The organism is Vibrio sp. 10N.222.55.C7 (genome assembly GCF_041473335.1).
GTDB lineage: Bacteria > Pseudomonadota > Gammaproteobacteria > Enterobacterales > Vibrionaceae > Vibrio > Vibrio crassostreae_C.
Window position 1 is genome coordinate 79,034 of sequence record NZ_JBFRSC010000040.1, and the last position, 21,994, is coordinate 101,027.

20 protein-coding genes are annotated in these 21,994 nt (G+C 45.3%); 5 read left to right on the forward strand and 15 right to left on the reverse strand.

Features of this window, described 5'->3' with window-relative positions:
* Window positions 1–10 precede the first annotated feature (10 nt).
* Window positions 11–2,788, forward strand: coding sequence for an insulinase family protein (locus AB4482_RS14745; protein ID WP_372181145.1), 2,778 nt, complete (start codon window positions 11–13; stop codon window positions 2,786–2,788).
* A gap of 303 nt (window positions 2,789–3,091) precedes the next feature.
* On the opposite strand, the gene fadJ is transcribed toward AB4482_RS14745, so the two are convergent.
* Together fadJ and fadI are read right to left on the reverse strand one after the other, a co-directional pair.
* The gene (gene fadJ / locus AB4482_RS14750; RefSeq protein ID WP_372181146.1) at window positions 3,092–5,308 is read right to left on the reverse strand and encodes a fatty acid oxidation complex subunit alpha FadJ; all 2,217 of its coding nucleotides are present in this window, start codon (window positions 5,306–5,308) and stop codon (window positions 3,092–3,094) included.
* Window positions 5,308–6,615, reverse strand: coding sequence for an acetyl-CoA C-acyltransferase FadI (fadI, locus tag AB4482_RS14755; protein ID WP_017060645.1), 1,308 nt, complete (start codon window positions 6,613–6,615; stop codon window positions 5,308–5,310). The genes fadJ and fadI overlap by 1 nt, the downstream gene beginning before the upstream one ends.
* A 553-nt stretch (window positions 6,616–7,168) precedes the next feature.
* Between fadI and AB4482_RS14760 the strand changes: the two genes are divergently transcribed.
* The 4 genes from AB4482_RS14760 (at window position 7,169) to AB4482_RS14775 (ending at window position 11,604) form a co-directional block, all read left to right on the forward strand.
* Complete coding sequence (locus AB4482_RS14760) at window positions 7,169–7,717, forward strand: sigma-70 family RNA polymerase sigma factor (RefSeq protein ID WP_017060646.1); 549 nt, start codon at window positions 7,169–7,171, stop codon at window positions 7,715–7,717.
* On the forward strand, window positions 7,710–8,438 hold the full coding sequence (locus AB4482_RS14765) for a DUF3379 domain-containing protein (protein WP_372181148.1): 729 nt from the start codon (window positions 7,710–7,712) through the stop codon (window positions 8,436–8,438). The genes AB4482_RS14760 and AB4482_RS14765 overlap by 8 nt, the downstream gene beginning before the upstream one ends.
* A gap of 296 nt (window positions 8,439–8,734) precedes the next feature.
* Window positions 8,735–10,003 carry an outer membrane protein transport protein gene (locus AB4482_RS14770; protein ID WP_069597167.1) on the forward strand — a complete coding sequence of 423 codons (1,269 nt, stop codon included), beginning with the start codon at window positions 8,735–8,737 and terminating at the stop codon, window positions 10,001–10,003.
* 296 nt (window positions 10,004–10,299) lie between these two features.
* Complete coding sequence (locus AB4482_RS14775) at window positions 10,300–11,604, forward strand: outer membrane protein transport protein (RefSeq protein WP_372181150.1); 1,305 nt, start codon at window positions 10,300–10,302, stop codon at window positions 11,602–11,604.
* Window positions 11,605–11,693: 89 nt separating this feature from the next.
* Here the strand turns inward: AB4482_RS14775 and AB4482_RS14780 are convergent, their stop codons facing one another.
* The 13 genes from AB4482_RS14780 to AB4482_RS14840 form a co-directional block, all read right to left on the reverse strand.
* Window positions 11,694–12,479, reverse strand: coding sequence for a VacJ family lipoprotein (locus AB4482_RS14780; RefSeq protein ID WP_372136980.1), 786 nt, complete (start codon window positions 12,477–12,479; stop codon window positions 11,694–11,696).
* 124 nt (window positions 12,480–12,603) lie between these two features.
* A complete protein-coding gene (gene ccmI, locus AB4482_RS14785; protein WP_372181152.1) occupies window positions 12,604–13,824 on the reverse strand; it encodes a c-type cytochrome biogenesis protein CcmI in 1,221 nt (406 codons plus the stop codon).
* Window positions 13,824–14,315: a cytochrome c-type biogenesis protein gene (locus AB4482_RS14790; protein WP_017066364.1), complete on the reverse strand. Its 492-nt coding sequence runs from the start codon at window positions 14,313–14,315 to the stop codon at window positions 13,824–13,826. The genes ccmI and AB4482_RS14790 overlap by 1 nt, the downstream gene beginning before the upstream one ends.
* A complete protein-coding gene (locus AB4482_RS14795; RefSeq protein WP_017060653.1) occupies window positions 14,312–14,863 on the reverse strand; it encodes a DsbE family thiol:disulfide interchange protein in 552 nt (183 codons plus the stop codon). The genes AB4482_RS14790 and AB4482_RS14795 overlap by 4 nt, the downstream gene beginning before the upstream one ends.
* Before the next feature lie 5 nt (window positions 14,864–14,868).
* Entirely contained in the window at window positions 14,869–16,839 is a 1,971-nt protein-coding gene (locus AB4482_RS14800; protein WP_372181154.1) for a heme lyase CcmF/NrfE family subunit, read from the reverse strand.
* Entirely contained in the window at window positions 16,836–17,318 is a 483-nt protein-coding gene (ccmE, locus tag AB4482_RS14805; RefSeq protein ID WP_017064106.1) for a cytochrome c maturation protein CcmE, read from the reverse strand. Before ccmE ends, AB4482_RS14800 begins: the two co-directional genes overlap by 4 nt.
* Window positions 17,315–17,521, reverse strand: a complete 207-nt coding sequence (gene ccmD / locus AB4482_RS14810) for a heme exporter protein CcmD (protein ID WP_009848525.1) — start codon at window positions 17,519–17,521, stop codon at window positions 17,315–17,317. Before ccmD ends, ccmE begins: the two co-directional genes overlap by 4 nt.
* Before the next feature lie 14 nt (window positions 17,522–17,535).
* Window positions 17,536–18,276, reverse strand: coding sequence for a heme ABC transporter permease (locus tag AB4482_RS14815; RefSeq protein WP_102332830.1), 741 nt, complete (start codon window positions 18,274–18,276; stop codon window positions 17,536–17,538).
* Between the two features lie 148 nt (window positions 18,277–18,424).
* A complete protein-coding gene (ccmB, locus tag AB4482_RS14820) occupies window positions 18,425–19,093 on the reverse strand; it encodes a heme exporter protein CcmB (protein WP_017060658.1) in 669 nt (222 codons plus the stop codon).
* A 1-nt stretch (window position 19,094) separates the two neighbouring features.
* A complete protein-coding gene (gene ccmA, locus AB4482_RS14825) occupies window positions 19,095–19,712 on the reverse strand; it encodes a cytochrome c biogenesis heme-transporting ATPase CcmA (protein WP_017060659.1) in 618 nt (205 codons plus the stop codon).
* 278 nt (window positions 19,713–19,990) lie between these two features.
* Window positions 19,991–20,503, reverse strand: a complete 513-nt coding sequence (locus AB4482_RS14830) for a DUF2802 domain-containing protein (RefSeq protein WP_017060660.1) — start codon at window positions 20,501–20,503, stop codon at window positions 19,991–19,993.
* Window positions 20,503–20,997: a chemotaxis protein CheW gene (locus tag AB4482_RS14835; protein WP_017064109.1), complete on the reverse strand. Its 495-nt coding sequence runs from the start codon at window positions 20,995–20,997 to the stop codon at window positions 20,503–20,505. Before AB4482_RS14835 ends, AB4482_RS14830 begins: the two co-directional genes overlap by 1 nt.
* 72 nt (window positions 20,998–21,069) lie before the next feature.
* Window positions 21,070–21,994, reverse strand: a 925-nt coding sequence (locus AB4482_RS14840; protein WP_372082571.1) for a chemotaxis protein CheW, incomplete at its 5' end; no start/stop codon positions are given.

Consider the following 21,994-nt stretch of genomic DNA (forward strand, 5'->3'; position numbering starts at 1 on the left):
AGATGCTCCTGTGCACTTAAGCCCAAATGATGAACATCAATACCGCTACATAACCTTAAATAACGGGTTACGTGTACTGTTAGTTCAGGATCAAAATGCTCAAAAAGCAGCAGCCGCATTAGCCGTCAATGTGGGGCATTTTGATGACCCTACAGACCGAGAGGGTTTAGCTCACTACTTAGAGCATATGCTATTTTTGGGAACTGAAAAGTATCCAAAGGTCGGAGAGTTCCAAAGTTTTATCAGCCAGCATGGCGGTAGCAACAACGCTTGGACAGGAACAGAGCACACCTGCTTCTTTTTTGATGTTGAATTGAATGCCTTTGAAACCGCACTCGATCGCTTCAGCCAATTTTTTACCGCTCCCCTTTTCAACGAAGAAGCGTTAGACAAAGAACGCCAAGCCGTTGACTCCGAATACAAGATGAAACTCAACGACGACTCACGACGCTTGTACCAAGTTACCAAAGAACTGGTGAATCACAATCACCCATTCTCGAAGTTTTCTGTCGGTAATATCGATACGTTGGGTGACAGAAACGGCGAGACGATTCGACAAGAGATCTTGGCTTTCCACCAGCAACAATACTCTGCTGACTTGATGACACTGACACTGTCTGGCAATCAGTCGTTAGATGAGATGCAAAGCTGGGTTGAGGATCGCTTTAGCTCAATCACCAATCACAACCTACAAGGCAAAAAGGTTGAAGTTCCGATTGTCGGCGAGTTAAGTACGGGTGTACAAGTCCGCGTTGAGCCGATTAAAGAAGTGCGCAAACTGATCTTAACCTTCCCGATGCCAAGCATGGACGAACACTACGGCGTTAAGCCATTGTCGTTCTTTGCCCACCTTTTAGGTTACGAAGGTGGAGGCAGTTTGATGATGCAACTCAAAGAGAAAGGCTGGATAACATCTCTCTCTGCAGGTGGTGGCGCGAGTGGCAGTAACTACCGTGATTTCACAGTCAGTTGCTCATTGACCATAGAAGGTTTAACCAAAACCGATAACATCATCCAAGCGATATTTCAGTACATCAAGTTAGTCGAACAACAAGGCATAGAAGAGTGGCGCTACCTAGAAAAACGCGCCGTTTTAGAGTCTGCTTTCCGCTTTCAAGAGCCAGCAAGACCGCTTGATGTCGTCAGCCACCTCGTCATCAACATGCAGCACTACCAAGAGCAAGATGTGGTGTATGGCGATTACAAAATGTCGCATTTCGATGACGAATTACAGCGTTCTTTGCTGCCTTACTTAACCGTAGACAACATGCGAGCGACCATTGTTGCTCAGGGATTCGAGTATGACAGGGAAGCGAAGTGGTACTTTACTCCCTACTCGGTCACACCTTTTAGCGCTGAACAAGTTCAATGCTTTACGTGCATTAACCCCGGTTGGCAGTTTGAACTCCCAAGCAAAAACCCGTTTATTTGCTACGATCTAGACCCGACTGAACTGGAAGGTGACGCTAAGTTCCCACAACTGTTAGAAGAGCTCGACGGCTTTAAGCTGTGGCACCTGCAAGACCATCAATTTCGAGTTCCTAAAGGTGTGGTGTATGTTGCTATCGATAGCCCGCACTCAGTTGCTAGCCCAAGAAATATCGTTAAAACACGCTTGTGCGTAGAGATGTTCTTAGACTCACTCGAAAAAGATACGTATCAGGCTGAAATCGCCGGAATGGGCTACAACATGTACACCCATCAGGGCGGTGTAACGCTCACTCTGTCCGGGTTTAGCGAGAAACAGCCACAACTGCTCAATATGATTCTTGAACGTTTCCAAGCACGCGACTTTAGTCCAACACGCTTCGAAACCATCAAGCATCAATTGCTCAGAAACTGGAACAACGCGTCGCAAGATCGCCCTATTTCGCAGTTGTTTAATGCAATGACTGGGATACTTCAACCAAATAACCCGCCTTATTCCGTGTTAATTGAAGCCCTAGAAACGATAGAGGTCGATGAGCTCTCCTCTTTTGTTCAAGCAATCTTGGCGGAACTTCATGTTGAGATGTTTGTGTATGGCGACTGGAAAAAAGCCGATGCACACAAGATGGCTGAAACGCTAAAAGATGCACTGCGTGTTCAAGATCAGGCTTACGAAGAATCACTGCGTCCGCTCATCATGCTCGGTGAAAACGGCAGCTTCCAACGTGAAGTGGTGTGTAACCAAGATGATTCAGCAATTGTGGTTTATTACCAATGCCCTGATATTTCACCTAAAAATATCGCGCTGTATTCATTGGCAAACCATTTGATGTCGGCCACTTTCTTCCATGAGATACGAACCAAGCAGCAGCTAGGTTACATGGTCGGTACTGGCAATATGCCGCTCAACCGACACCCTGGTATTGTGTTGTATGTGCAATCACCGAATGCCGCCCCTGCTGACTTGTTAGCTTCAATAGATGAGTTCCTCAATGCCTTTTACATGGTGCTGTTGGAGCTTAACGACTATCAATGGCACAGCAGTAAGCGCGGTCTCTGGAATCAGATTTCGACACCAGATACGACTTTGCGAGGGCGAGCTCAGCGCTTATGGGTTGCGATAGGCAATAAGGATGTTGAGTTCAACCAGAGAGAGCGCGTATTGGAAGACCTTAAGGGGTTAACTCGCTCAGACATGATGCGTTTTGTGGTTAGCCAGCTAAAACCACGCACGGCAAATCGCCTGATTATGCATGCTCACGGTAATGCTCATAATGAGGAAGAGAAGCTGTCAGCAGGTGTTGAAATTGGCTCTATTGATGAGTTTCAGTTACGCCCGAAAGATACTGAGCTAGGCTGATAAAGCTGGAATGAAAATCATAAGGTTGATGTGAAAGCATCAACCTTTTTTATTGGATGCAGCCCAAAAGCAGATCTCCTATTACGCTCCTTCGTCGCTTTAGGAGATGACGGTAGTTTTGATTGACGTGTGTTTGACCACCTTTCTAATCAACGCAATAACTTACTTTTTATCTCTCAATCATCATTCCCGAGAAGGAGGAACGACTGAGTCGGGAATCTCATTCCTTTCACACTCGTTCATAAAACAGAAAAGCCCGCATCAATTGCTTGATACGGGCTTCTTAATCAATGAGTTAGAGAGTTACTTGTAGAAAGACTCACCCAATCCAGCACGTGTCAGTAGGCCATCACATGGCGCGAAACGATCACCGTACTTCTTAGCGAAATCGTTCATCATCTCAACCAGTGACTTAATGCCGATTTGATCCATATAACGGAACGGACCACCTAGGAATGGCGGGAAACCGATACCGAAAATCGCACCGATATCACCATCACGAGGGCTGCGGATAATGCCGTCGTCTAGACAACGAACCGCTTCGTTTAGCATAGGTAACACACAGCGCATCGCGATATCGTTATCGCTCAACTTAGGATCTGGTTGCAGCTTAAGCAGCTTGTAAACTGACTTATCCACTTCCTTCTTCTTGCCTTTGTAAGTGTAGAAACCTTTACCACTCTTGCGGCCTTTACGGTTGTCATTCAAAAGAATATCGAACACATCAGGACCTTGGAAACGATCGCCAAGCTCATTCACTAAAATCGGAATGATCTTCGCACCGATATCAACACCCACCTCATCTAATAAAGTGATAGGACCAACCGGGAAACCGAAGTCCAATAACGTGCTGTCGAGCTTTTCAATCGGCTCGTTCGCTAGCAGTAAATGCGCTGCTTCGTTCATGTACGGAGCAAGAATACGGTTCACATAAAAACCAGCCGTGTCTTTCACAACAATCGGCGTTTTACCTTGCTTCTTCGCTAATGCAACAACCGTAGAAATCGTCTCTTCTGACGTAGTTTCATGAGGGATAACTTCTACTAGCGGCATTTTTTCGGCTGGGCTGAAGTAGTGAAGACCGACCACGTTTTCTGGTCGCTGCGCCTTCTCCGCAATCTTATGGATTGGCAGCGAAGACGTGTTGGTCGCAAAGATAGTCTCTGGCTTGGCATTGGCTTCGATATCCGCAACCATTGATTGCTTAAGGTCGAGGTCTTCAAATACCGCTTCAATCACTACATCAGTGTGGTTGAAACTCGTAAAGTCGATACCACCAGATAGCTGAAGCATCTTACTTTCAAGGCCCGCTCGGCTCAGAATGCGACGCTTACGCTGCTTATCGAACAACTTGAAGTTGTAGTTAAGCGCGTTCAGTACACCTTCATTTGATACGTCTTTAATGCGTACAGGCACTTTCGCCTTAGCAACACTGACATGGCTGATGCCTGCGCCCATAAGACCACCGCCTAGCACACCAACACGCTTAACCGCTTTGGGTTCTGCGTCTGCGCCGTGTTCTTTTTTCATTTCCGTGGTTGCAAAGAAAATCGAACGAAGGGCTTTAGACTCTGAAGTCATAACCAGTTCTGAGAAACGCTTCGCTTCATACTGAAGACCTTTATCAAAGCCGTTCTCAAGGCCATAACGAATCACGTCTAAAATCGCATCCGCTGCTGGGTAATTGCCGCGTGTTTTCTGATTGATCTTCTTAGAAGCTTGTTCAAAAATCACTTTACGACCAAGGCCGTTACGTGAAATCAGCTTTTCTTTGGTCGACGCTTGGCTTTTCGACGCAAGGCGCTTACCTTTTTTACTGCCCGTATTCTTTTCAACAAAGCTTTTAGCGACTTCAAGCAGGATAGTTTCAGGCACACAAGCATCGACAACACCGAGCGATTTCGCTTTCTTAGCGCGCAGTTGCTTACCCGTAAGGATTAGGTCAAGAGATGGCAGCAAACCAATAAGGCGAGGTAGACGCTGTGTACCGCCAGAGCCTGGTAACAGACCTAACTGTACTTCTGGCAGACCAACGCGAGTCTTATCTGAATCGGTACATACACGGTAATCACACGCCAGTGCAAGCTCTAAACCACCACCTAAACATGGGCCGTGAATCGCTGCGACTACTGGGTACGGTAGTTCAGAAAGCGTTTGGAACATCTCCTGCCCTTGGCGAGCCAGAGACTGTGCTTCGTCAGCCGTTTTACACGCATCAAGCATTCTTACATCAGCACCAGCGATAAAGTTATCTGGCTTAAGAGAATGAACGATTAGGCCCTTAACTCGGCTTTGCTTTTCTTTGAGTTGCTCGAAGATGGCTTTCATTTCTTCAGCAAAAGCCGCTTGCAGCGTGTTCATTTTCTCGTTTGGTACATCAATCGCTAACCAAGCAATATCTTGCTCATCGATATTGAGAGTAAATGCTGTCGCTTTCTTTTTGGTTGATTCAGTCGCAGAGGTTGAATCTGGTTGAGCGACTGTTTCTTTTTCTGTTGTTGCATCAAGAGTCGTAGACATTATTCTACCTCCAAGATCATTGCTGCACCTAAACCACCAGCCGCACACGCTGTGTTCAGTGCCAAGCCGCCACCGCGACGTTTCAGTTCACGTAATGTTTGAGTCATCATGCGTGCGCCAGTCGCTGCAAACGGATGTCCGTAAGCAATCGAGCTACCCAGCACGTTGAACTTCTCCATATCAATCTCACCGATCGCTTTATCGCGGCCAAGATTCTTCTGTGCAAACTCATCGCTTGCGAACATTTTCACGTTAGCCAAAACTTGGGCAGCGAATGCTTCGTGCATTTCGATCAGTGTTAGGTCTGACAACTCTAAACCGGTGTTCTTTAATACTTGTGAGGTCGCGTAAGTCGGGCCCATCAGCATATCTGTTTCAACACCAATCGCTGAGAACGCATAACCACGAATATAACCAAGCACTTCTAAGCCTAGTTCTTTCGCTTTACCTTCGCGCATCAACATCACTGCTGCACCGCCATCGGTAAGAGGCGTAGCATTGGCTGCCGTTACACTGCCGTACTTTCTATCAAAAGCAGGACGCAGCTTAGCGTAACCTTCAACCGTTGAGTCGTGGCGAATGTTGTTGTCTTCCGCTAGATACTTTTTGTAAGGCGCCGGGAATGCAGTCATCACTTCGTCTTTAATCTTGCCTTCTTTCCATGCCTGAGAAGCCAAAGAGTGAGAACGGTGAGCAAGTGCGTCTTGAGCTTCGCGAGTAATACCATGCGTCTTAGCCATTTGCTCAGCCGTTTGTCCCATGGATAAACCGGTCGAGTACTCTGCAACTGCAGGTGGTACTGGCATCAAATCTTTTACGGAAAGCGTTTTAAGAATCTTCAGCTTTTGACCCATAGTTTTCGTTTTACTCAGCGCTAATAGATTTGCCGCTAACTTTTTCGAAACACCGATAGGCAATACAGAAGAAGAGTCCGCACCGCCCGCAATACCGATATCAATCGTGCCAGCCATAATGCTTTCGGTCACGTTAACTGCCGCTTGGAAGCTGGTCGCACATGCTCGTGTGACACTGTAGGCATCGGTATTGATGTTCATGCCTGTGCCCAACACGATTTCACGCGCAATGTTCGGCGCTTCTGGCATTTGCACTACTTGGCCGAACACAACTTGTTCGATAAGCGCAGGATCGACATCCGTTCTTGCAAGCATTTCGCTCACAACCATTTTGCCTAGGTCAACCGCAGGCACTTGGCTAAATTCTGTGCTCTGACGAGCAAATGGGGTTCGTAATCCAGCGACAACGGCAACACGTTCTCCAGAACGCGTTTTGACTTCCTGTTTGCCCATGGTTTCTCCTTAAAGTTAAGAGGTCTGACCTGAAGCATTGTAAAGAAGTTGTTAATTAAATCAAACGAGCGTTTAAATAAACGTGATACGAGTATCTCACTGTTTGAAAATATAACTGCGCATTCAGGCGAACCTTTTTGGGGGAAAGGTTGTCGTAAGAGACTAAACTATTGTAAGCAAAGACTGTTATCGCTGTGTAGGGAATGGTTTTCTTGAGGCAAAAAAAAACCACACAAAGCTGTGTGGTCGGAATGTATATAAAGCAATTAACTTAGCGCCAATTGAAATAATCAGTTTCCTGATTAGGAGAAAGTAAAGTCAGCCTTCAAAAGGAAGTGTCGTCTTGCTCAACATGCTAGCCACGAATGACTAACTAGACGACAAGGTGTACTATAACGGGTTCGAGGCCTTAAATTTTGAAGTAGATCAATTTTAATGTGATTTTACGATTTCCTGCCGATCGTTAGCTCTAAAAATATAAAAAACGAAGCACAACGTATAGAGGACAGCTATACGCAGAGCAATTATGGAGGCTCGTGTGTCAATAATAAAAATGTTTGGAAAGAAAACAGCCAAGCGTCCGGTCAACTCTGATATGGACAAACAAAGAAAATACGAAGCACTCGTGCGTGCCTATCATCGTGACCTCTTTCGCTACGCCTATTGGTTATGCAAAGACAAAAGCATTGCCGAAGACTTAGTTCAAGAAACTTGCCTTCGTGCATGGAAGTCACTCGATAGCCTTCAAGATGAAAAAGCCGCTAAATCTTGGCTGATTACCATCTTGAGACGCGAGAACGCTCGACGTTTTGAACGCAAACAGTTTGATCTGGTTGATATCGACGATCACGGTAACGATGCTAGTGTCAGTGATGACCCGCACCATCAGCATCAGTGGTTGCAAGCCCAGATCATGAAACTTGAAATTGATTACCGTGAACCTCTCTTCTTGCAAGTGATTGGTGGTTTTAGTGGTGATGAGATTGCCGATATTCTCGATCTCAACAAAAACACGGTGATGACACGTTTATTCAGAGCTCGAAATCAGTTGAAAGAGCTGTTGGATACAGAAGAGGCAGAGAGGGGACAACATAATGGATGATTTGGAATTTCGTCGTCGTGTATTGTCGGAACCTAAACAACGTACACAAGATATTGTTGATGCGACCGCGAATAGCGAAGCCAATAGTAACTTCTTAGACGATGTACTAGCGCTTGATAAACAGATCCACTCTGCAATGAATGTGGATGTGCCAGACGATCTTGCTGATCGTATTCTGTTCAATCAGACCTCAAGCGAAGAGAGCAAAGTAGTAAGGCCTACGTTTGCGAGACGAGCAATGGCAATGGCTGCCTCGGTGGCGTTTGTTGCTGGTTTATTAGTTGGCCAAGTGAATTGGGGAAATGCATTCGTTTCACCTGCGCAAGCGAGTTTAGTTGATACGGCGATGAAGCATGTTGTTGATGAGAAGAGCTTTGTTAGTAACATCGATGAACAGGTCACATCGCAGCAGATCAATGCAAAAATGAATCCATTTGCTTTTCAGTTTGATGACGCTTTCCCTTACCACGTTTATTACCTAAACCACTGTGGCTTTGGTAAATCCAACGCGGTACATATGGTCTTCCAAGGCGCAAAAGGCAAGGTCACTCTGTTTTTAACTGGAATTCCGACTGACAAGTCTATCGACTTTGATGAAAAAGGCATGTCCGGCTCGGTAACACCCGTCGATGGCAGCAGCTTAATCCTGGTTGGTGAAAATGGTGAGGATGTTTCCAAAATCGCCGAAAAGCTGACAAAAATGATCAAACCAATGAGCTAATTCACTCTTAAAGCCCCGTCACAAAAGGCCCAGCAATTATATTACTGATATCGCTGGGCTTTATTTATAAATAAATCAGAAACCATTCACACCATCAATACCTCTAGAGTTAAAACTCTAAAAATCAGCATTTCGCACCATTTTCGTGCCAGATAGGCGTCATTTCCATAATTTTCCACTCAAAACTCCCAATGGTCGGATTTGTATATCGTATACTTGCGAATAGGATCAGCCACCATTGAGCAATTGCTCAAATTAATCGCCCTGTAGAGGCGGATATATAAAGGAATAAATGAATGACTACCAACAACACGCGTCTGTTTAAAAAGTCTCTTTTAGCAGTAACAATTACACTGGCGTCTTCGCAAGCGATGGCAGCAGGTTTCCAACTTAACGCACAATCAGCAACCGGCATCGGCCGTGCTTTCGCTGGTGATGCAGTAATCGCAGATAACGCGTCAGTAATGGCACGTAACCCTGCAGCAATGGCACTATTTGACAAAACTGAGCTTTCGCTTGGTTTTGAAAGCATTACTTCAATGATTGAAGTAAACGATGCTGAATACAATATTAATGGCAGTCCAATTCCGGTTGCCGACACGGATGATGTTGGTGATACATCTATCGCGCCAAATATCCACCTTATCGTTCCAGTAAACGATAAATTCGCTTGGGGTGTTAATGCGTACTCAAACTTCGGTACTAAGACAGAGTTTGATGATAGTTATACTGCAGCTGAATACGGCGGCTTAACAGATGTTCAGAGCATTAACTTTGGCCTTGCTGGTTCATACCGACTGAATAAACAATGGAGCTTTGGTGCAGGTTTAGACCTTATTTACGGTCAAGGCACCATGAAAAGAGAAACTAGTGCAGCTCTAGGTGTAGCTAGTGGCGGTTTAGTTCCTGCCGGAACAACATTAGTCGATGTTGATGAGGCTGATGGTTGGGCTGTGGGCTTCAATGTTGGTACTGTATATGAACTAGACGAAAACAACCGCTTCGGCTTAGCTTACCGCTACAGTCCAGAGATCACAGCTAAAGATGATAAAGGCCAAGAAATCACCTTACCTTTACCTGATATCGCTGAATTCTCGGGTTACCACAAAATCGAAGATACTAAATTCGCAGTTCACTACTCTGTACAATGGATTGGTTGGGGTGCATTCGATCAAATCGACTTTGAAAACTTACAAGGCTCACCTCTTGGCTCGTCGTATGCGAAACAATACCAATGGCAAGATGGCTGGCACTACGCTATTGGTGGTACATACTACCTAAACTCTGATTGGACTCTTCGTGCAGGTTACATGTACGACACAAGTGCACAGGATGAACTGACTTCAATTTCTGTTCCAGATTCTGATCGTCAATGGTTCTCTGCTGGTTTCACATACCACATTGACACAGTTTCTAATGTTGACTTCGGCTTCACATACCTAATGGGTGATGATGTAGATGTATCAGAAACTACGCCAGTCGCTCCTGGGCTTTCAACCGGTGTTAACGCAACAACACATGCTGATGCAATCCTGATGGGTCTGCAGTACAGCCGTAGCTTCTAATATAAGCTAATAATTTATCCCCAAAGGGTCGCATTATGCGACCCTTTTTCATTGCCTAAACCACTGACTCACATCAATTTAAGCTTACAGTTGTAGCCTGCAAGGTCAATATATGACTACAAGTGTACGCTCAAATTTCGCAACACAGCCGAAACATTTAGATTATTTCTCTAATAATTAAACACATTTACTCATTAAATCCCTAAAACACTGTTTTATTCGAATTTCATTTTTAAAGTAATGACTCTAAAAGTAGAATCACGCCACTAAATACTTATGATTCAGCGAACATAATAATGAAAATGAATAAGACTCTTCTATCTGCTGCAGTGGCAGTTGGACTACTTTCGACTTCTACCGTGACTCACGCGGCAGGTTTTCAACTAGCAGAATACTCAGCAACAGGCCTAGGCCGCGCATACGCGGGTGAAGCAGCAATGGCTGACGGTGCAGACGCACAATGGCGTAACCCTGCAATGCTGACTTACCTAGAAGGCACTCAGGTTTCTGTTGGTGCTATCTATGTTGACCCGAACATCGATATCGACGGTACTTCTACGTCCATGATGGGACAATCTACTTCGTCAAATTCTAGCGATTTTGCGCACAGTGCAGTAATCCCAAACTTTTATGTTTCTCATAAGTACAATGACAAGTTCGCATTAGGCTTTGCTGCGGGTACTAACTACGGTATGGAAACAGACCTAGGTAAAGACTTTGGTGGCGCTAACCATGGTAACGAAGCAAGCGTTACGACAATGGAGCTAAACCTAAACGCGGCTTACCAAGTACTTGAAAGCGTATCTATTGGTGGTGGTATTCGTTACATCATGGCTGAAGGTAGCTTTGGTGCGGTATCTACAGCTAACTCTCTAGTTCCTATGCCTCAAGGTACAGCTTTAAAATACATGGAAGGTGATGACACAGCGTGGGGCTGGCAAGTTGGTACCGCTTGGCAGATCAATGAAAACAACCGCCTTGGTTTTACCTACAAGTCAGAAGTAGACCTAACGCTTGAGGGCCACGCAAATGGTGTCGCTTTTGATGCTGTTGCAGGCGCTTTAGGTACTCCTGTGAAGTCAAAATATAACGGCTCTATGCAACTTGCATTGCCAGCAACCGCCGAGCTTGCAAGCTTCCATCAACTATCAGATAAGGTCGCTGTACATGCGAGCGTTAACTGGACTAACTGGAGCAGCTTTAAAGAACTAGTAGCTGACATCCCTGAATTCGGTCCTGCTCGAACTCAAGATATCAAGCAAGAGAACTGGGAAGATAACTACCGCTTTGCTCTTGGTACTACTTACCAAATGACGCCTAAGTTAGCTCTACGCTCTGGTATCGCATACGATACTTCAGCGGTAAGCGATGAGCACCGTACGGCAACGATCCCAGAAACAGACCGCACTTGGTTAAGCATTGGTGCTGGATATCAATGGTCTGAGCAACTAACTCTAGATGCTGGCTTCACTTACATTCTAGCTAAAGACGCAAAAATGGTTGAAGATGACGCAAGTTCTGCACCATTTGGTGGTGACTTCGAAGGTGAAGTAACAGGTAGCATCTGGCTAGTAGGTATCCAAGCTAACTACCGCTTCTAATCTACCTCCCTAAAAGTAGAAAGCATTAAAAAGGCTCGATGTTGCATCAACATCGAGCCTGTCTTTTATCGATTTTCTAAATCATGTTTCTAGTAATCTTCTAGATAACCATCGATCAAATCTTCTTCTTCAAGGTCGACCTCTTCAGGCTCGATCTCGGCTTTAAAGTCACGACGTTGAATATAAACATCTCGCGTTAACGCATATGGATCTGGCGAGTCATCCAACAGCGCTTCTTGTGACACTAACTGAGCACGAGTTTCCATGCCTTCGAATGCCCACTTTCCTAAGCTAGCCCAGAAGTTCAAGAAAGACAGAGGCACATACATACCATCAACGGTTTCAGTTACTTCACGCGTTGTTATTGGGCCATAACCCGGCACCATGAAGTACGGACCATTCCCTACCCCGTAATGACCAATCGCATCAGAGAACGACTTATCATCGTATTTGGTGATCCCCGCTTCGCTGGCAATATCGATTAAGCCTAACAAACCAATCGTTGAGTTAATCCAAAAACGATTGAAATGGTCGAGTGCTTTTTCACCATTGCCCATAATAAGGTTATTCACCATGCTTGATGGTTCGTCTAAGTTGGCTAGAAAATTGGATATACCAGAACGCACTGGCACAGGGGTGTAGTCAACATAAGCGAGGGAAACAGGGCGAACTAAGTAAGGATCTAGATATTCGTAGTTGATATCCCACATCGCTCGGTTGAAACCTTCAAAAGGATCATTGGAGTGGGACTCTTCGACGTATTCAGAGGTTTCGAGGTTATCATCGTCAACACTTTCGTCCGGCGCGCTTGAACACCCAACCGTTAAGCTTGCGATAAAAAGTAAACTCGAGAGTCTTAAAACACTGACAGACATATCACCTTTTCCATAAGGAATTCAAATAATAAAAAAGGCCAGCAATCGCTGGCCTCAATTGTTTGGCTAAGTCTATACCGTTTATCTGCAAATCGGAATAGATAACACCTATGCAAAGTGATGATTAATATTGCTTATTGATATCAATGGTAACTGGAGCGCCCAATTCAACCACTTCACTTTCACCGTACCAATCACCTTCGCGAGTTGAAACGTTGCCGTCTGTATCAAGCCTAGCTCTAACCATCAGTGTTTCAAGGCTAGACAGCTCTTGCCCTTCCAGCATGCTGTTGCCGTCATCTAGCACAACCGTACGAGGGAAAGTCCCTAGTGGGTAGCGTGCCGCTGCGATAGGCATTGGAGAACCATCAGCTCTGTGTACTGACACAATTAACACTGAGTTAGGGTCAGCATTCACGTCTGCAGATAGATCGAGCGTTACAGCAACAGTCTTACCTTGGTCGACACCCATAGTGTCGCCCATTTTCTTCTGAGCACTTTCAATACTGCGCGAAAGCATTTCATAGCGACTGTCTTGTGGACCAATCATCTGTTGCATGATGCTCCAGTACTTCACCGCACCCGGGTAGTCTTGACGCTCAAATGCATCGAACGCTAGCAGTGAGAACACACGAAGGTCGACGTAATCGTTTTGAACCAAACGGCTCAAAATCAAACGAGCTTGGTTTTGATCCGCTTCATCAGGTGAAAGCATCAGTGCTTGTGCGAAACCTAACTGAACATCTTCATTCTTAGGTTCAAGCTTGTAAGCTCGCTCCATAGAATCTTTTGCTGTTTCAGCATCACGGTTAGCCAGTGCAATACGACCGAGTAGTAACCAACCTGTTGAATCTTTTGGTTGGTAATGCAGACGAGTACGAAGCGCTAGAGTCAAATCTTCCAACTCATCATCCGTTAGTGCACCACCTTCCGATGACATTAGCTTTTTAGACAATTCAGGAAGGTTCGAGCTCACTTCTTGCCAGTGTTGAACTTTGTCCAACGCACCGAACTTAAAGTACATACCATAAGTCACAACGACGACAAGGATGATCGACGGTACAACCACACCAAGCGTAGAGATTTGAGTCTTCTTCATCTCTTCTTGTGCAGGAACATCATCAAGCAGAGACTGTTTCAAATCATCGATCAGTTCTTGTTGGTTATCAACAAGACCTTCCTCTGCTTCTACTTCTAACTCGACAAGACGGTCTTTATAGAATGCTTTGTTCAACTCGTCGCGAAGCATTTCGTCATTGTTTGCCTTCTTGTTAATGAAAGGCAGAACAATTAAGAAAATTGCCGCTAGCGAAAGGATAATGGTAGAAATCCAAAATAGAGTCATTACTTCTTATCTCCGTCGTTCTCTTCATCGAGTAACGCTTTTAAGCGAGCTTCTTTGTCTGCATCCCAGTCTTTATCTGACTCTACTGCCGCTTTCGATTTTGACTTTCTGCTTCGCAAAATGATCAAGCCAAATCCAAACACAACCACCGCAAACGGACCAATCCAAAGGATCGATGTTGCTAGTGTCAGTGGTGGATTGTAAGTCACAAAGTTACCGTAGCGAGCAATCATGTAATCAATGATATCTTGCTTCGACTTACCGTCTTTTGTCATCTCGTACACTTTTTGACGTAAGTCGACCGCTAACTCAGCGTTCGAATCACCAATCGTGTTGTTCTGACATTTAGGGCAGCGTAATGTATTGCTTAGCTCTTTGAACTGCTGCTCTTGATCTACGGTATCAAATTCATGAAATTCGATAGGTGCAGCAGAAACCGTCGCTGAGATTGCGAACGTAGCAAATAGAGTAATCAATGCCTTTCTAATCATTTCGATTCCTCCAACAACTCTTGATACATCGGCTCAAGCGTCGATGCCCAGTTGGTTGGGTTCACGTCACCAACATGGCGGTAGCGAACTACGCCGTTAGCATCGATTAGGAAAGTTTCAGGCGCGCCATACACGCCAAGGTCAAGGCCTAGCATGCCATTACCATCAAACAGGCTAATTAGGTACGGGTTACCCAACTCTTTTAGCCAACCAACCGCTTTGTTGCGATCATCTTTGTAGTTAAGACCAATGATCTTAACGCCTTGATCCGCAAGCTTGTTCAGGTAAGAGTGCTCTGCATAACAAGTAGGACACCAAGTCGCCCACACGTTAAGAAGCAGTGGCTCGCCTTTAAAGATCGCTTGATCATGAAACTTACCTGGTTGTTCTAAGTCTTCTAGACCAAACTCAGGAACAGGCTTACCAATCAATACGGATTCTAGCTTAGTTGGGTCATCGCCCGACTGGTTGCGCATTAATTGCGTTGCAAAGATTCCAGCTAGAACCATGAACGCAATCAATGGAATGAATAAAATCTTCTTGTTCATTCGAATTAAGCCTCCTGCTCTTCAGCCGACTTTTTGATTGGCTTACGGAAACGGTAACGACGGTCACTGATAGCAATAGCGCCACCAATCGACATAATCAAAGAACCTGCCCAGATCCAACGTACAAATGGTTTGTAGTAGATACGTACAGCCCAAGATTTGTTGTCGTCTAAACGTTCACCCATTGCAATGTAAAGGTCGCGCGTTACGCCACGGTCAATCGCTGCTTCTGTCATCATAGACTTAGCGGTGGTGTAGAAACGTTTTTCAGCGTGAAGCGTGTTGATGTATTTGCCTTCTTTAGTAATTTCAAAGTCAGCAATGTAACCATCGTAGTTAGGACCATCTTTGTCACGAACCCCTGTAAACAGGAAGCTGTATTCTTCAAGCTGGTAGCTTTCACCAGGTGCCAGACGAACATCGCGTTCGATGCTGTAGTTTTGCACCATCGCGATACCAATCACTGTCACAGCTAAACCGATGTGACCACACACCATCGCCCAGTGACTACGAGGCAACTTAGTTAGACCTTTCATAAACGTATGACGGTGAGTCGCACGTTCATGCAGCTCAAAGCCGTGCATGAAGATGATCCAGAATGCCATTACCCAGCCAGCAAACGCAGTACCACTGAAGCGGTCAGCCAATAGAGCAACCATTAGCGCACTCAAGCCCAGTGAGAATGCACCTGAAATCAGCATTGGTTTAACAAGCTTAGACAGGTTGTCACGTTTCCAGCGGATCAGAGGACCGATACCAAGCAAGAACGAGAACGGAATCATTAACCAAAAGAACAGCATGTCAAAGAATGGAGCACCGATAGATACCGATCCCAAGCCTAACTGTTTGTGAACTAGTGGTAATAACGTACCTACTAACACAACCACTAGGGCTGCAATCAATAAGATGTTGTTGCCAAGCAGTGCGTTTTCACGAGAAACCAGATCGAAGTTACCACGAACACGAACCGATGCGCCTTTAACAGCAAACAACAGCAGTGAACCACCGATAACGAAGACTAGGAAACCTAGGATAAACATACCGCGAGCAGGATCCGACGCAAACGCGTGAACCGATACCAAGATGCCTGAACGAACTAAGAATGTACCTAGTAAGCTTAGCGAGAATGCAGAGATAGCCAGCAATACTGTCCAAGCTTTAAATGTGCCACGCTTTTCTGTTACCGCTAGTGAGTGCATCAGCGCAGTACCAGCCAACCAAGGCATGAATGAAGCGTTTTCTACTGGATCCCAGAACCACCAGCCACCCCAGCCAAGTTCGTAGTAAGCCCACCAAGAGCCTAGTGCGATACCTACTGTTAGGAATAACCAAGCTGCGATTGTCCAAGGACGAGACCAACGAGCCCATGCCGTATCTAAACGACCACTCATTAGAGAAGCGATGGCGAAAGAGAACGCTACCGAGAAACCTACATAACCCATGTAAAGCATTGGCGGGTGAATAATCAAACCCGGGTCTTGCAGTAGTGGGTTCAAGTCGCGGCCATCTACAGGGAAGAAAGGCAATGTACGTAGGAACGGGTTAGACGTTACGATAATGAACAGCAAGAAGCCGACAGTAATCAAACCCATGATAGCCAGTACGCGAGCCACAGACTCTTGAGGCATACCACGGCTAAACGTCGCTACTGCAACTGTCCAACCCGCTTGGATAAGAACCCAAAGCAGTAATGAACCTTCGTGAGCGCCCCAAACCGCCGTAATTCGGTAGTACCAAGGCAGTTGGCTATTCGAGTTACTTGCTACGTATTGAATCGTAAAATCATTGGTGTAGAACGCGTAACACAAGATAAAGAACGAAATCGCTAAGAATCCGAACATACCCCACGACAACGGTCGTGCGCTGTTCATCAATAATGTGTTATTTCGAGCGGCTCCATATAATGGGAGCACGCTTAGCAGCAATGCAAGTCCCAAGGACAGGATCATCGCAAAATGGCCGATCTCGGCTATCATTGAGCATTTCCTTCTTTTTGTTCAGTCGTGTATTGCAAAGGCTCATGGGTTTTCTTCATTGCTTCCGCAACTTCAGAAGGCATGTACTCTTCATCGTGCTTTGCCAACACCTCAAACGCTTCGATTGTCGTTGCATTTTTAAGCACACCCTGAGCAACAATACCTTGGCCTTCACGGAAAAGATCAGGAAGGATGCCATCGTATAGTATCGTTACTTTAGGGCCTACATCTTGCAAATCAAAGCTTACACGTAGTGATTCATTGTCACGGCTTACAGAGCCGACTACGACCATGCCACCAATACGTAGGCGTTGACCAACTTCAGGTTTTTTACCATCTTTGCCGTTGACCAGCTCAGTTGGTGTGTAGAACAGATCCATGTTCTGGTTAAGTGCGTAAACCATCAATCCAACAGTCGCACTGATACCAAAAAAGATCGCTAAGACAATGCCCAGCCTCTTTTTACGTCTTGGGTTCATAGAGTGTTCTCCATATTTTTTGCTGCATCGATACGAGCCTGACGATCAATCTTAGCTTGTACTTCATTTAGTAATTGCTTACCACGACGAACGCTTACGACCAGTAAAATGATCATCGCGAGAAATGTGATTCCAAATGCACTCCATACATATGAGGCGTAGCCCCCCATGGCAAAGAAATCACTCAAAGATTCAAAATACATAATTACCTACCCTACTACGCTTTTTCGGCCGCAAGCTTGCGAACCCATGGACGGTGACTCTCTTTACTGATGATTTCGTTACGGAAACGAACCATAGTCACAGCGCCAAAGAAGAAAGCGAAGCCGAAGATGTTAAGAAGAAGCGGCCATAGCATGTCACTTGAGATCGAAGGTTTTGCGAACTTAGTAATCGTCGCGCCTTGATGAAGTGTATTCCACCACTCTACAGAGAAGTGAATGATAGGGAGGTTGATGACACCAACGATAGCCAAAATGCCTGCCGCTTTCGCTGCTGTTTTTTGGTCATCAAATGCGTGGTGTAGTGCGATCACACCCAAGTATAGGAATAGAAGAATCAGCTCTGAGGTTAAACGCGCATCCCAAACCCACCAAGCACCCCACATTGGTTTACCCCAAACTGCGCCAGTTAGTAACGCAATGAAGGTAAACACAGCGCCAATCGGCGCCATCGCCAGTGCGGCCATGTCTGATAGCCTTACCTGCCATACCAAACCGATAAAGGCAGCAATCGCCATCGACATGTAAACGCCCATCGACCAGATTGCAGACGGAACATGGATGTAGATGATACGGAAGCTATCGCCTTGTTGGTAATCAGAAGGCGCAAATGCAAGCCCCCACACGGTACCGACGGATAGACACAATAGCGCTAGGATCGAAAACCATGGCAAAAGTTTACCAGCAAGCTGATAAGAGGTTTCTGCTTTGGCATAGGGATGGAGCCATTTCCACATGTTGTAATCTCACTCTTACTTCATATTGCTTACAGCTATTAAAGCTATAATTATAATAATTTTATTTGTCTTGCTTTCAGTTTTATTGACTCTATGAGTCCAATCGACACATTTGGTTCACATTGGCTATACGATAACGGAACCCCAATCAGTTCACACTTACTCTAAGTGCGGCACTGATCGCAAAAGGCGTCATAGTCATCGCACCCATTAACATTGCCCCAAGCACCGCCAATTGACCGTTGTATGCAACGCCCAAAGCCGCAGCGTCAATTGCTGACGTCGCGAAGATTAAAATGGGGATGTAAAGCGGCAAGATTAACAGGCTTAACAGGACTCCGCCCTTCTGTAACCCAACGGTTAACGCAACACCAATCGCACCAATAAAACTCAATGCGGGTGTTCCTACCAGCAAGGTCAACACAACTGAGAGCCATGTATCAAAATCTAAAGACAACAAAACAGCCAATAATGGGCTGATTAAAATCAATGGTAACCCGGTCAACAACCAGTGTGCTATGACTTTGGACAAGACTACCAACTGCAACGGGATGGGCATCAGCATCATCTGTTCAAGGGCGCCATCTTGAAAATCATCACGGAAAAGACGCTCTAAAGAGAGCAATGCCGAGAGCAAAGCGGCCACCCAAACAATACCCGCAGCAATACGCGCAAGTAGGTTTGGCTCTGGGCCAATACTCAAAGGGAAAAGCGTGATAACAATGATGAAGAACCACAAAGGGTTAAAGATATCCGCTTGACGTCGAAACGCGATAAGCAGTTCGCGTCGGATAATCGTGGTCATTGAAGAGATCATATTACTCACCCAACTTTATTTTTCTTAGTTTCGGGCTATCAGCAAACATATCTTGGTGTGTGGTTAACAACACAATGCCACCGTTGTCTGCATGCTGAGAAAAAAGAGATTCGAGAACTTTCACGCCCTGCTTATCAATGGCAGTCAGCGGCTCATCAAGAATCCACAACATTTGCTTGCTCAACCAAAGGCGAGCCAACGCAACTCGGCGTTGTTGGCCTGCTGAAAGTTGCCCCGCAGGTACGTCTTCTCTGCCCGCAAGCCCCACTTGAGCCAGCGCGTGATAAAGCTCTTCTTTGCTGGTACCGCCACTGTGAATCGACTGATAAAAGCTCAGATTCTCATAAGCACTAAGCTCGCGCTTTACGCCTGTTTGGTGACCAAGAAAAAGTAAATTTTGATGATAAACATCTCGACTCGATTCAATAGACTCACCGTCCCAAGAGATAGTGCCGTCATCGCGATCGCCTAAGCCAGTAATAATCCTAAGGAGTGTCGTTTTCCCGGTACCGTTACGACCTTCAACTTGAACCAGCTCACCTGGTTTCAATTGAAAAGACAACGATTCAAACAGAATCCTGTCGTCACGAATAGCAGTTAAATTTGAGACTTCTAGCATAGGTAAATTTAGTCGAGTAATGAGAGCACTATAGTAGCACACCAACATGGTGACAAAACAGGACTAGGCGTTTTCGATAGAACAAAGTCGGTAAGAAACTGTTACCACCTCATCACAATTTACACATTTTCATCAACAAACAAGATATTGTCGTAGATACAAGCACTTATAAACATCGTTCTATATAGATCGGACAGGCATAAAAAAAGAAGCCGAAGCTTCTTTTAAGAGGAATACGTAATAAACATCAATTGCTCAATACGAATTAAGCGCTCAATTTAACGACGTCGAGGCGGGTCTCTGCGATCGCGAGAGGCATCGGGTTGCTGATCGTACGATGAAGGGTCGCTTCGTAATGAAGGAATTTTCTCTTTACCAGCAAGCTTGTTCTGCAGAGACATCATCAGCTCAGCTTCTGCTTTGGGTAATTCACATTCTTCAATTAACTCGTTAATCCCAGCGCCAAGCTGAACCATTTTCGTTGCACGTGTGTACAAACGTCCATCGGTATCCGCATGTTCCAGCTCAACAATACGTTCATTCAAATGTTTGATAAGATCTTGTTGTTCAGTCACTTTCTGGCCAAGGCCAACCACAACAGAGCGAACCTCAAGTAATTGCTTACTCGATTTTTGAAGCTCTTTGTCCAAGTTACGAACTTGCAGGCGTGACTGATCGAGCTGCTTTTGAATCGCACGTTTTACTTTGCTAATCAAAATCAGGATAAATAACGTAAAAACCCCAACGCCTGATATCAGAGCGACAGGGCTTAAAGGAAGCGCTTCAAACATTACAGGTGAGCCATCTCATCCCATTCGTCTTCGCTTAGTAGTTTGTTTAGATCTACTAAGATAAGTAGCTTGCCATCTCGGTTACTTACACCTTGGATGAACTTAGCACTTTCATCAGTACCAACACTTGGCGTTGTGTCGATTTCAGAAGAACGCAGGTAAACCACTTCAGCAACGCTATCTACTAGAATGCCAATTACTTGACGCTCAGATTCAATAACGATGATACGAGTGTTGTCTGTGATTTCACCTTGCATCAAACCAAAGCGAGAACGAGTGTCGATAACAGTAACAACGTTACCACGTAGGTTAATAATACCTAGAACGTAATCTGGAGCACCCGGTACTGGAGCAATTTCGCTGTAACGTAGTACTTCACGTACTTGCATTACGTTGATGCCGTAAGTTTCTTCTTCTAGCTGGAAAGTCACCCATTGAAGTACTTCATCATTCGTTTGCTCTTTTCTTACTTCAACTTCACTCATATGAGACATAGATAATCCTCTTGCCGTCGTTACCGACCACTATTATTAACTTGATGCTTATTGTTAGCCCAATGCTTATTACTAGCTTAATGCTTTTACATCTAGCCCTGCGTTTAGCATGGCGATTAATGCTTCAACATGAATCAAAGCACACATTTTTTCTTTTACCATACCAGCGAGCCATGGGCGTTTCCCTGCCATTTCTCGCCAACGTACTTTGTCTGTATTAAGTAGCTCGGTGCCTTTGAGCTCTGTGCCCGCCAGGCCCCACAAGCTCTCTCCAAGCATCACTATATATTGATAGTTTTCTTTGTATTCGTCACCTGATAGTTTCTCAGACATCACCCATTTTGCGGTGTCGACCACATCTAGCTGACTATCACGGTTGGTTTGTAAACCCAAATACCAAGCTGGCTTACCAATGATATGACTTAACTCTTCAAGGCGATGGATGCCGCCAAGCTCATCAAGTGGCACCGCAAAGGTCACGCCGTTTACATCAAAATACAAGACTTGAAAGTCTTCTTTGCGAACCGTACTTTCCCAAGAGGTAAACTGGTCAGCACCTCCTGCTTGAGTTTCGGGTTCAATAACTGTCTCGGGATCAGGAACGTCAAGTTCAGGCTCAACAGCCTTAACTTCTACTTGTTCCGTCTCCAACGATTCAGCTTGTAACTCTTCAATTTGCTGCGATTCAACAGGTGGCTCGACAACAATTGATAAATCGGGTTCTGGAAGATTCCAATCCTGAATCTCTGGCTCTTCGAACACTTGAACAGACTCAACCGCGGCATCAAACATTTGCATGTCTGCTTGCTGGGCGATTTTCTGGGTGTTCTGATCCATCAACTCATCAAGGTTCAGTTCATCAACAACATTGGTCGCCTCTAAACGACTCAGTAGTTTCTGAACATCTTCAAGGTTAGGAACCTCAAACTCAGCCGCGCGTATTTCTGCGTAGCTTGAGTGGTGACTCGAAAATTGGCGCTCTGGCTCTGGCTCTGGC